Here is an 11290-nt window from a genome sequence, read left to right as displayed (position 1 = left end):
GCTTTCTTCGAAAACGTGGAGCGAGGTCAGGCGTGCGGCTTGGCGTCGCCGGGCTCGGCCTTCTGCTCGCCGGCCGCGGCGGCGCGGTCGTCGCTCACCGACGAGATGATGCCGTTCGCGACGTCGCCCTCGTACTCGGCCTGGTCGGCCTCGGCTTCGATGAACTCGTCCTCGGTGACGGTGCCGTCTTCCTCGTCGACGACGCGCAGGATGGCCTGGCTGTGGACCTCGACCGCGACGCCCGGCGCGAGCTCGACGGTCGCCGCCTTCGACAGGTCCTCACCGTCGTAGGAGACGAGCACGCCGTACAGGCCGCCCTGCAGCAGGACCTTGACGCCGGGGAGCATCGCTCGCGCCTTGGCTTCCTGCTCCGCCTTCATCTTGGCGGCGCGCTTGCGGGAGCTCCAGAACATGAAGCCGAGCAGCGCCACCATCGCGACGAGCAGAATCCAATCCATGCGGATACACCTTTCGGGAGTGCGCCGGATCGACGCTGAAGAGGGCGGCAGGAAGCCTTCAGTGATTATAGGTCATCGAATCTGAGCGCCCCGTCCGGCCTGGGCACGCGCAGGTGCGCGTAGGCCTCGGGCGTGGCCACCCGTCCCCGCGGCGTGCGCCCGAGAAAGCCGATGCGCACGAGATAGGGCTCGACGACCGATTCGATCGTCTCAGCTTCCTCGCCGACCGTCACCGCGAGCGTGCTGAGACCGACCGGTCCCCCGCGGAAACGACGGACGACGGCGTCCAGCACCGCGCGGTCGAGGCGATCAAGTCCGATCGCGTCGACGTCGTAGAGCTCCAACGCAGCCGCGACGTGCGCATCCGTCGCCGACGATGCACGGGATCCGTGCACGATGACGTAGTCGCGCACCCGCCGCAGGAGGCGGTTCGCGATGCGGGGTGTGCCGCGGGAGCGTCGGGCGATCTCGGCGCGGGCCGTGCGGGGCAGATCGACGCCGAGCACGGTTGCCGAGCGCGAGATCACCTGTTCCAGCTCGTCGGGTTCGTAATACTCCAGGTGAGCGGTGAATCCGAAGCGATCGCGCAGCGGGTTGGGCAGCAGACCCGACCTGGTGGTCGCGCCCACGAGGGTGAACGGCGCCAGATCGAGCGGGATGCTGGTGGCTCCGGCTCCCTTTCCCACCATGATGTCGATGCGGAAATCCTCCATGGCGAGATACAGCATCTCCTCTGCGGAACGCGCCATCCGGTGGATCTCGTCGATGAAGAGCACCTCACCGGGCACCAGGCTCGACAGCAGCGCGGCGAGATCGCCCGCATGCTGGATGGCCGGTCCGCTCGACAGACGCAGGGGGCGCTCGCTCTCGTGCGCCACGATCATCGCGAGAGTCGTCTTTCCGAGCCCGGGCGGCCCGGACAGCAGGATGTGATCCGGCGGACGCTGTTGGATGCGCGCCGCATCGAGCAGCAGCTGGAGCTGTCCGCGCACCTTCTGCTGGCCGACGAACTCGGCGAGGGATGCCGGTCGCAGCGCGCCCTCGACAGCGAGCTCGGTCTCGTCTTGCGCCAGGGCGGGATCGTGCGGCTCAGACACCGGCGCGCTCCGGACGGGCGGGCCCCAGCTGGGCGAGGGCGAGCTTCAACAGCACCGGCACCGACCGGCTATCGGCGTCGGTCGCGGCATCCAGCACCAGCGTCACAGCCTCGACGCTGGTGCGCTCGTTCCACCCGAGGGCGGTGAGCGCAGCGACGACCTGACCGGCGATGTCGCCGGAGGCGGGCCCGGCGGCCGCTCGATTCGCTGCTCCGGTCACGTGGAGCTTGCCCGCGAGCTGCACCACGATGAGCTTGGCGGTCTTGGGGCCGATCCCGGAAACGCGCCGGAAGGGGGCGTCGTCCTCGTCGGCGACGGCGTGCGCGATCTGATCGACGCTGAGCGATGACAGCACGCCGAGGGCGGACTTCGGGCCCACGCCCGACACGCTGAGCAAGTGATGGAAGACGGTGAGTTCTTCGCGGTCGGCGAAGCCGAACAGCGACAGGGCGTCCTCCCGCACGATGAGTGCGGTGTGCAGCGTCGTCTCGTCGCCGACGTGGAGCGAGCGGGCCAGGGCGGCGGGCACCGACACGCTGAAGCCCACGCCTCCGACCTCGACGATCGCCGACTCGGCGTCCAGATGCAGCACACGGCCGCGCAGCGAGGAGATCATGGCACCACCCTAGACATGCGTTCGCATTTTTGTTCGATCGACACGCGTGCCGCCCGAGGAGCCGTCAGTGTCGCGCCGCCTTCTTCTCGGCATCCGCCCACGCCCGTTGGGCCGGGGTGAGGGTGCCCGAGACGGCGCTGCCCGCGGAGGCGTCGCGGCGCCACCCGTGGCAGAGGGCGATGGCGAGGGCATCGGCGGCGTCGGCCGGCTGCGGCAGGGCATCCAGGCGCAGCACGCGCGCGACCATCGTCTGCACCTGCCGCTTGTCGGCGGAGCCGTAGCCGGTGATCGCCGCCTTGACCTCGGAGGGGGTGTGCGTGGCGGCGGGCAGGCCGTGTTCGGCGGCGAGGAGCAGCGCGATGCCGCTGGCCTGCGCGGTGCCCATCACCGTGCTGCGGTTCTGCTGGGCGAACACCCGCTCGACGGCGACCACGTCCGGGCGGTGTGTCGCGAGCACCTCCCGCAGCCCCCGCGCGATGAGGGCGAGACGTTCGGCGACGGGAAGCTCGGCGCCCGAGCGGACCACGCCCACGTGGACGAGTGCCGCCGACCGGTCGGGGCGCACGTCGACGACGCCGACGCCGCACCGGGTCAGGCCCGGGTCGATGCCGAGGACGCGCAGAGCGGATGCCACTCCCCCACGCTAAGCGCCGCGGCCCGGACGCGGCGATTCGACGCGCGGCTTACTCGTCGTCTTCGAGTTCGGCCTGCACCTCGGCGCTCAAGTCGAAGTTGCTGAAGACGTTCTGCACGTCGTCGCTGTCTTCGAGCGCGTCGATCAGGCGGAAGATCTTGCGGGCCGTTTCGGCGTCGATCTCGACCTTGAGGTTCGGCACGAACTCGACGTCGGCCGACTCGTACTCGATGCCGGCCTCGGTCAGCGCGGAGCGCACGGCGACGAGGTCGGATGCCTCGGTGATGACTTCGAAGCCCTGCGCGTGCGGCTCGATCTCCTCGGCGCCGGCCTCAAGGGCAGCGAGCATGATGTCGTCCTCGCTCGCGTTGTCTTCGGAGACGACGATGACGCCCTTGCGGGAGAAGTTGTAGGCGACCGATCCCGGGTCGGCGAGGGTTCCGCCGTTGCGGCTGAGGGCGGTGCGCACCTCGGCGGCGGCGCGGTTCTTGTTGTCGGTCAGACACTCGATCATGAGGGCGACGCCGTTGGGGCCGTATCCCTCGTACATGATGGACGAGTACTCGACCGACTCGCCGCCGATACCGGCACCGCGCTTGATGGCGCGGTCGATGTTGTCCTTCGGGACCGAAGTCTTCTTGGCCTTGAGGACCGCGTCGAACAGGGTCGGGTTTCCCTGCAGGTCCGGGCCGCCGAGCTTGGCGGCGACTTCGATGTTCTTGATGAGCTTCGCCCACGACTTCGCGCGGCGGGAGTCGATGACCGCCTTCTTGTGCTTGGTCGTGGCCCATTTGGAGTGTCCGGACATGATCTCCAGTTTACTCAGGCGACACCGCTGCTTCTCAGCGGAGGATCTTGACGAGCGTGCGGAGGTTTCGTGTCGTGGTCGTCGGCTTGTACTCGGCGCGTCCGAGCAGCTTTCCGAATGCGGTGTCGAGGGTGCGCCCCTTCGGCGGGCTCCAGTAGACGACGCCGAACCCCGGTTGCGTCGGATCCTCCCGCGGGTCGAAGGAGGCTGCGGCGTCCGCCAGCGCGTCGCGCACCGCCATCTCGCTGCAGAAGACGACGTAGGGCTGGCGGGCGTCGTCGTCGGCGTCGAAGGGGAACGTCGAGACGGTCGCGTCCAGCTCGGCCAGGGTGACGAGAACGATCCAGGCGTCATAGTCGAATCGTTCGCGCAGGGCGTCTTCGATCCGCTTCTTCAGCTTCGCGCGGTCCGACACGTCGACGTCGGCGGTGAAGCGCACGTTGCCGCTGGCCAGCATCGTCTTCACCTCGCCGAAGCCGAGCGCGCGCATCAGGTCGGCGAGATCGGCGCCGCGGATGGTGATGCCGTTGACGTTGACTCCGCGAAGGAGCGCCACCCAGGTGGTCATGTCGCCACGCTAGCCCGCCGCACCGACATCGCGGCACCCGCTCAGCTCGCGCGCGCGGCGATGAGGTCGAGTAACAGCTGGTGGAACCGCGTCTCCCCCGCCATCTCGGGATGAAAGGCGGTGCCGAGCAGTGCACCCTGGCGCACGGCGACGATCGCGCCGTCCGGCAGCGAGGCCAGCACGTCGACCTCCGGTCCGGTCTGCACCACCCGCGGCGCTCGGATGAACGTCGCCGACACGGGGGTGTCGAATCCGGCGACCTCGAGCTGCGTTTCGAACGAGTCGATCTGTGAGCCGAAGGCGTTTCGCTGCACGGTGATGTCGAGCCCGCCGACGCTCTCCTGTCCACGGATACCATCGGCGATGCGGTCCGCCAGCAGGATGAGCCCTGCACACGTGCCGTACACCGGCATCCCATCGGCGATCGCAGCGCGGATCGGCTGCTGCAGGCCGAACGTGCGCGCCAGCTTGTCGATCACGCTGGACTCGCCCCCCGGGATGACCAGGCCGGAGACGGTGGCCAGCTCGGCGGGCCGGCGCACCGCGACGGCCTCCGCGCCCAGCGCCTCCAGGCTCCGGACGTGCTCGCGAACGTCTCCCTGGAGGGCGAGGACCCCGACGCGCGGCATCCCGGACGTCACCATCCGCGCTCGGCGAGCCGGTGCGGGGCCGGCAGGTCGGCGACGTTGATGCCGACCATGGCCTCGCCGAGGCCGCGCGAGACGTCGGCGATGACCTTCGGGTCGTCGAAGAACGTGGTCGCCTTCACGATCGCGGCGGCGCGGGCCGCCGGGTCGCCGCTCTTGAAGATGCCGGAGCCGACGAACACGCCGTCGGCGCCCAGCTGCATCATCATCGCGGCGTCGGCGGGTGTGGCGACCCCGCCGGCGACGAACAGGACGACCGGGAGCGTTCCGGTCTCGGCGATCTCGGCGACCAGCTCGTAGGGGGCCTGGAGCTCCTTGGCGGCGACATACAGCTCGTCGCGAGACAGCGCACCGAGCGCGGCGATCTCGCCGCGGATCTTGCGGATGTGCTTCATGGCCTCCGACACATCGCCGGTGCCCGCCTCGCCCTTGGAGCGGATCATCGCCGCGCCCTCGGTGATGCGCCGCAGCGCCTCGCCGAGGTTGGTCGCCCCGCAGACGAACGGGACGGTGAAGTTCCACTTGTCGATGTGGTTCACGTAGTCCGCGGGTGAGAGCACCTCAGACTCGTCGATGTAGTCGACGCCGAGTTCCTGGAGCACCTGCGCCTCGACGAAGTGCCCGATGCGGGCCTTCGCCATGACGGGGATCGACACGGCCTCGATGATGCCGTCGATCATGTCCGGATCGCTCATCCGCGACACTCCCCCCTGGGCGCGGATATCGGCGGGCACGCGCTCGAGGGCCATGACGGCGACGGCCCCGGCATCCTCGGCGATCTTCGCCTGGTCGGGCGTGACGACGTCCATGATGACGCCGCCCTTGAGCATCTCGGCGAGGCCGCGCTTGACGCGCGATGATCCGGTGAGGGGAGTGGACACGGGCGTTCTCCTTCGGGTGTGGATGTCGGTCATCGCCGCGGAGGGCGGTGCGGACATTGGCCTAGGCCAAAACGTAGCATGTTCTGTCACATAGACTGATGGACGTGAACGCCGCCCCTGATGCCTCCGCGGCGCCGCGCATCGTCGGGTCCACCGCGACCCATATCGCGGACAGCGTGCGACAGAGAATCGAGCGTGGCGAGTTGGCGCCGGGCGCCGCACTGCCCCCGGTGCGAAACCTGGCCGACGATCTGGGCGTGAATCGCAACACCGTCGTGTCCGCCTACCGGCTGCTGACGCAGGCCGGGCTCGTGGAAGCGCGCGGTCGCGCCGGTACGCGTGTCGTCGAACGCGCTCCCCTGGCCCAGGAGGGTTTCGCTCACGGCACGGTGCTGCGCGACCTCGCGGCAGGGAACCCTGACCCGGCACTCATCCCCGATCTGCGGCCGGCGCTCAGCCGCATCGCGGGTCGCCCGGTGCTGTACGGGGAGCCCGTCATCGACCGCGACCTGGCCGCCTGGGCCGAGGAGTGGATGCGCACCGCCGTCGGAGACGACCGTGCGCTGCGGCTGACGATCACCGGAGGTGCGTCCGACGCGATCGAGCGCCTGCTCGCGCTGACGCTCACGCGCGACGACGCCGTGGCCCTCGAAGATCCGTGCTTCCTCGCGAGCCTGAACACGGTCCGCCTCGGCGGGTACCGGCCCATCGCCGTGCCCGTCGACGATGAGGGCATGACCGTCGCCGGGCTGCAGGCGGCGCTGGATGCCGGAGTGCGCGCCGTGCTGCTCACCCCTCGCGCCCAGAATCCCACAGGGGCGAGTCTGAGCGCCGAACGGGCCGCGGCCCTGCGAGCACTTCTGGCCGATCATCCGTACGTCCTCGTCATCGAAGACGATCACTTCTCGCTCTTGTCGGCGCAGCCCTTTCACTCCGTGATCCCCGCATCGCATCGGCGCTGGGCGCTCATCCGGTCGGTGTCGAAGTTCCTGGGGCCCGACATGTGTCTCGCCGTGGTCGCCTCCGATCCCGACACGGCCGAGCGGCTGGCGGAGCGCCTCAACCCCGGGGCGACGTGGGTCAGCCACCTGCTCCAGCGCGTCGCGCTCGAACAGCTCACCGATCCGGACGCCGTCGCGGCGGTGGCTGCGGCGGCCGCGCACTACGCTGCGCGCAACCGGACGGCCGCCGCGGCGTTCACCGCGGCAGGCGTTCCGGTGGTCGCCGGCGACGGCCTGAGCCTGTGGGTTCCGCTGCCGGTGCCGGCGCGCGCGGCATCCGAGCAGCTCATGCGTCGCGGCTGGCTCGCACGTCCCGGCGACGAGTTCGTGCTCGACAACGAGCGCGCTGCGCGCCACCTGCGAGTCACCGTCCACGACCTGTCCGACGCCGAGCTCGAGCGTCTGGCCTCTGACCTGGCCGCGGCGATCCCCGCGGCGGCCGCGACCTCGAAAGCAGGATGATCGCCCGATGAAGATCCTCTCCATCCAGTCCGCCGTCGCGTACGGTCACGTCGGCAACTCCGCCGCGGTGTTTCCGCTGCAGCGCATCGGTGTCGAGGTGCTGCCCGTGTACACGGTCAACTTCTCCAACCACACCGGCTACGGCGCGTGGCGCGGTCCGCTCATCGCGCCCGTCGATGTGCGCGACGTCATCACGGGTATCGAGGAGCGCGGTGTCTTCGGTGAGATCGACGTCGTCCTCAGCGGCTACCAGGGCGGGGAAGGAATCGCCGATGTGATCCTCGATGCCGTCGCCCGCGTCAAAGCGGCCAACCCCGCGGCGATCTATGCCTGTGACCCGGTGATGGGCAATGCCAAGAGCGGTTGCTTCGTGGCGCCGGCCATCCCGATCCTGCTGCGCGATCGCGTCGTCCCCGCGGCCGACATCATCACGCCGAACCAGTTCGAACTGGGTTTTCTCACCGAGACGGATCCCGCTGATCTCGACTCCACGCTCTCGTCGGCGGATGCCGCGCGTGCGATGGGCCCGCGCACCGTGCTCGTCACCTCGGTCGAGCGCCCGGACGCACCGGAGGGCACCATCGAGATGCTGGCCGTCACCGACGATGGTGCGTGGATCGTGCAGACGCCCCGCATCCCGATGAAGGCGAACGGGTCGGGCGATGTCACGGCGGCGTTGTTCACGGCCCACTATCGTGCGAGCGGTGACGCCGCCGACGCGCTGGCGAAGACCGTCTCGAGCGTCTACGACCTGCTGCAGACGACGTTCGATTCCGGGCAGCGCGAGCTGCAGCTTGTCGAGGCGCAGGAGTTCTACGCCCACCCGCGGCTGCAGTTCCCCGTCACGCGGGTGCGCTGAGGTTCGGCGTTTCGACGCGGCGGCGTTTCGACGCGGCGCTGCGCGCCTCGCTCAACGACCGGCGGGTGTCTCCACTCCGGTCGTTGAGCGAGCGCAGCGAGTCGAAACGCCGCGCCCGGTCAGAACAGCTCGTACGGCCAGCGCACACTGAGCTCGGGCGAGATCGCGTCGAGCGCGGCACGGATGCGGTCGTGGTCACGAGCGGCCGGCTCGTCGATCTGCTCGAGCGCGTGCAGCACGTGCCCCACCATCAGCCACTCCGTGATCGAGACGTGCATCGGCGTGAAGCGCGACACGGCACGCTCGCCGTCGGTGTGATCGAAGAACCACACGTCGCCGTGCGGCCCGAGCCACCACTCATCGCCCTGCCCGTTGTCGCCGATGAGCACCCACCCTCGGGCCACCTCGAGATCCACCCAGTACAGCGGGTCCTGACGCTCGCTCGTCTCTGCCTCGGCGCGGCGGGCGTCGAAGGCGGTGATGTCGCCGCACAGCTCGGCAGTGGATGCCGGGAGCGCGCTCAATCTGCTGGCGTCGACCGCGAACGGCTCCGCGCCGTCGTCGGGACCGCCCGCTCTCACGCCGGCCAGGCCGCCGCGACGGCCTCGCGAACCTCGCCGAGAAGCTGAGGCAGCGCCTTGGTGCGGGCGATGATCGGGAAGAAGTTCGCATCCGAGCTCCACCGCGGAACGATGTGCTGGTGCAGGTGCTCGTCGACGCCCGCGCCCGCGACCGCCCCCTGGTTCATCCCGATGTTGAAGCCGTCGCAGCGCGACACGGCGCGCAGCACCCGCATGCCGACCTGGGTCAGCTCACCGATCTCGGCAACCTCTTCGGGGGTCGCCTGGTCGTACGTCGCGATGTGGCGGTACGGGCACACCAGCATGTGACCCGAGTTGTACGGGAACAGGTTGAGCAGGACGTACGAGGTGATGCCGCGGTGGACGATGAGGCCGTCGGCATCCGACTTCTGCGGCGCGGCGCAGAACGGGCAGCCCGAGCCGCGCAGGGCGTCGGCACCGGTGTTGATGTAGGCCATGCGATGCGGCGTCCAGAGCCGCTGGAAGCCGTCGGGGACGCCGGCGAAAGCGCTCGCCTCCTCGAGGCGGGCATCACCGTCGGCGTCCCCCGCGCTCACGCCAGGTCCTCCGCAGTGTTGACGAGCAGTTTGCCCGAGATCGCGGCGACGATCTTGTCGATCGCCTCATCCACCGGAATGCCGTTGGTCTGCGACCCGTCGCGGAAGCGGAACGAGACGGTGCCACCGGAGCGGTCCTGCTCCCCCGCGATGAGCTGCAGCGGCACCTTCTGCGTGGTGTGGGTGCGGATCTTCTTCGGCATCCGATCGTCGGAGTGGTCCACCTCGGCCCGCACGCCGGCGGCGCGCAGCCGCGCGACGATCTCGTCGAGGTAGGGCGCGAAGTCGTCCGCGACGGGGATGCCGACGACCTGCACGGGTGCGAGCCACACGGGGAAGGCCCCGGCGTAGTGCTCCAGCAGGATCGCGAAGAACCGCTCGACCGAGCCGAACAGTGCGCGGTGGATCATCACCGGGCGGTGCTTCTCGCCGTCGGGGCCGGTGTACTCGAGCTCGAAGCGCTCGGGCTGGTTGAAGTCGAGCTGGATGGTCGACATCTGCCAGGTGCGCCCGATCGCGTCGCGCGCCTGCACCGAGATCTTCGGTCCGTAGAAGGCCGCGCCGCCCGGGTCGGGCACGAGTTCGAGACCGGAGGCCTCGGCCACCTCGCGCAGCGTCTCGGTCGCCTCGGTCCAGAGCTCGTCGGCCCCGATGAACTTCGGGTTGCCGTCTTCCTTCGTCGAGAGCTCGAGGTAGAAGTCGTTGAGGCCGTAGTCGCGCAGCGTCTGCAGCACGAAGTCGAGGCTGTGGGTGAGCTCGCCCTTGACCTGGTCGGCCGTGACGTAGATGTGGGTGTCGTCCTGGGTCATCCCGCGCACGCGCGTGAGGCCGGAGAGGGTGCCGCTCTTCTCGTAGCGGTAGACGGATCCGAACTCGCTCAGGCGCAGCGGCAGCTCACGGTAGGAGCGTCCGCGCGAACGGAAGATGAGGTTGTGGAACGGGCAGTTCATGGGCTTCAGGTAGTACTCCTGGCCCTCGCGGCTGACGTGACCGTCGGCATCCACGACCTCGTCGAGCACCATGGGCGGGTACATGCCGTCGGCGTACCACTGCAGGTGACCGCTGGTCATGAACAGGTCGCCCTTGGTGATGTGCGGGGTGTTCACGACCTCGTAGCCGCTGGCGAGCAGGCGCTCGCGCATGTAGCGCTCGATCTCGTAGCGGATGATGCCGCCCTTGGGGTGGAACACGCTGAGGCCGGGGCCGATCTCGTCGGGGAACGAGAAGAGATCGAGTTCCTTGCCCAGCTTGCGGTGGTCGCGCTTGGCGGCCTCCTCGAGGCGCTGCTGGTAGGCGCGCAGCTCGTCCTTGGTGGGCCACGCGGTGCCGTAGATGCGCTGCAGCTGCGGGTTCTTCTCGCTGCCGCGCCAGTACGCGCCGGCCACTCGGGTGAGGTCCCATCCGTTCGCGACGTAGCGGGTGCCGGGAACGTGGGGCCCGCGGCAGAGGTCGCGCCAGACCACCTCGCCCTCGCGGTTCACGTTCTCGTAGACCGTGAGCTCGCCGGCGCCGATCTCTGCGGAGGCGCCCTCGGCGGCGTTGGCCCCCGAGCCCGGACCACCGGCGAGCGAGATGAGCTCGAGCTTGAACGGCTCGCCGGCCATGAGCTCGCGTGCCTCGGTCTCGTCGACGACGCGGCGGACGAAGCGCTGGTTCTCGCGGACGATGCGCTCCATCTCCTTCTTGATGGCCTTCAGGTCTTCGGGCGTGAACGGGTCGACGTTGCCGAAGTCGAAGTAGAAGCCGTCGGTGATCGGCGGGCCGATGCCGAGGTTCGACTGCGGCTTGATGCGCTGCACGGCCTGGGCCATGACGTGCGCGGTCGAGTGGCGCAGGATCGACAGACCGTCGGCGCTGTCGACCAGCACGGGCTCGACCGCGTCATCGGCCGTGACGACGGTGGAGAGGTCCTTCAGGTCGCCGTTGACGCGCAGAGCGACGACGGAACGGTCGGGGAACAGGGCGAAGCCGTCGGCGGGATAGGTCACGTCCGCCGCGGGTGAGACATCGGTCAAGGGAGGGTCTCCAGGAGAGGGATCGGATGGGATGCTCAGCTTCGGGCGCCGTGCGCCCCGCCCGCTCAGGCCCAGATCGTTCGTACGCCGGGCGTGCGCGCGCCGG

Annotated in this window: 13 protein-coding genes; 2 read left to right on the top strand and 11 right to left on the bottom strand. The window is 69.5% G+C overall.

Annotated elements, in window-relative coordinates:
* Window positions 1–26: 26 nt before the first annotated feature.
* The 8 genes from ACT53O_RS07500 to pdxS all read right to left on the bottom strand — a co-directional run bounded on the left by ACT53O_RS07500 (window position 27) and on the right by pdxS (window position 5742).
* Window positions 27–458 (bottom strand): preprotein translocase subunit YajC, encoded by a 432-nt coding sequence (locus ACT53O_RS07500; protein WP_036314691.1) that lies wholly within the window; start codon window positions 456–458, stop codon window positions 27–29.
* A 65-nt stretch (window positions 459–523) separates the two neighbouring features.
* A complete protein-coding gene (gene ruvB / locus ACT53O_RS07495) occupies window positions 524–1555 on the bottom strand; it encodes a Holliday junction branch migration DNA helicase RuvB (protein WP_039415983.1) in 1032 nt (343 codons plus the stop codon).
* Window positions 1548–2171, bottom strand: coding sequence for a Holliday junction branch migration protein RuvA (gene ruvA / locus ACT53O_RS07490; protein WP_295820096.1), 624 nt, complete (start codon window positions 2169–2171; stop codon window positions 1548–1550). Before ruvA ends, ruvB begins: the two co-directional genes overlap by 8 nt.
* Before the next feature lie 64 nt (window positions 2172–2235).
* Window positions 2236–2805, bottom strand: a complete 570-nt coding sequence (gene ruvC / locus ACT53O_RS07485; RefSeq protein WP_295820093.1) for a crossover junction endodeoxyribonuclease RuvC — start codon at window positions 2803–2805, stop codon at window positions 2236–2238.
* 49 nt (window positions 2806–2854) lie between these two features.
* Window positions 2855–3613: a YebC/PmpR family DNA-binding transcriptional regulator gene (locus ACT53O_RS07480; protein ID WP_036315793.1), complete on the bottom strand. Its 759-nt coding sequence runs from the start codon at window positions 3611–3613 to the stop codon at window positions 2855–2857.
* A 34-nt stretch (window positions 3614–3647) separates the two neighbouring features.
* Complete coding sequence (locus ACT53O_RS07475; RefSeq protein ID WP_294982091.1) at window positions 3648–4181, bottom strand: DUF1697 domain-containing protein; 534 nt, start codon at window positions 4179–4181, stop codon at window positions 3648–3650.
* Window positions 4182–4222: 41 nt separating this feature from the next.
* Window positions 4223–4825 (bottom strand): pyridoxal 5'-phosphate synthase glutaminase subunit PdxT, encoded by a 603-nt coding sequence (gene pdxT / locus ACT53O_RS07470; protein ID WP_112931533.1) that lies wholly within the window; start codon window positions 4823–4825, stop codon window positions 4223–4225.
* A complete protein-coding gene (pdxS, locus tag ACT53O_RS07465; RefSeq protein WP_204359881.1) occupies window positions 4819–5742 on the bottom strand; it encodes a pyridoxal 5'-phosphate synthase lyase subunit PdxS in 924 nt (307 codons plus the stop codon). Before pdxS ends, pdxT begins: the two co-directional genes overlap by 7 nt.
* A gap of 71 nt (window positions 5743–5813) precedes the next feature.
* On the opposite strand from pdxS, the gene ACT53O_RS07460 reads away from it, so the two are divergent.
* Together ACT53O_RS07460 and pdxY are read left to right on the top strand one after the other, a co-directional pair.
* The gene (locus tag ACT53O_RS07460; protein WP_112932876.1) at window positions 5814–7172 is read left to right on the top strand and encodes an aminotransferase class I/II-fold pyridoxal phosphate-dependent enzyme; all 1359 of its coding nucleotides are present in this window, start codon (window positions 5814–5816) and stop codon (window positions 7170–7172) included.
* Between the two features lie 7 nt (window positions 7173–7179).
* Window positions 7180–8031 carry a pyridoxal kinase PdxY gene (pdxY, locus tag ACT53O_RS07455; RefSeq protein WP_112931531.1) on the top strand — a complete coding sequence of 284 codons (852 nt, stop codon included), beginning with the start codon at window positions 7180–7182 and terminating at the stop codon, window positions 8029–8031.
* 119 nt (window positions 8032–8150) lie between these two features.
* Here the strand turns inward: pdxY and ACT53O_RS07450 are convergent, their stop codons facing one another.
* Genes ACT53O_RS07450 through thrS form a run of 3 tightly spaced genes read right to left on the bottom strand, consistent with a single transcriptional unit; the run spans window position 8151 to window position 11184 of the window.
* On the bottom strand, window positions 8151–8612 hold the full coding sequence (locus ACT53O_RS07450) for an SMI1/KNR4 family protein (protein ID WP_112931530.1): 462 nt from the start codon (window positions 8610–8612) through the stop codon (window positions 8151–8153).
* On the bottom strand, window positions 8609–9169 hold the full coding sequence (locus tag ACT53O_RS07445; RefSeq protein ID WP_112931528.1) for an HIT family protein: 561 nt from the start codon (window positions 9167–9169) through the stop codon (window positions 8609–8611). The genes ACT53O_RS07450 and ACT53O_RS07445 overlap by 4 nt, the downstream gene beginning before the upstream one ends.
* The gene (gene thrS / locus ACT53O_RS07440) at window positions 9166–11184 is read right to left on the bottom strand and encodes a threonine--tRNA ligase (RefSeq protein WP_135949211.1); all 2019 of its coding nucleotides are present in this window, start codon (window positions 11182–11184) and stop codon (window positions 9166–9168) included. Before thrS ends, ACT53O_RS07445 begins: the two co-directional genes overlap by 4 nt.
* Window positions 11185–11290: the final 106 nt, after the last annotated feature.

This window comes from Microbacterium sp. DMC48 (assembly GCF_056313825.1).
The sequence above is the reverse complement of the archived record's forward strand: the minus strand, read 5'-3'. Positions and strand labels throughout refer to the sequence as shown.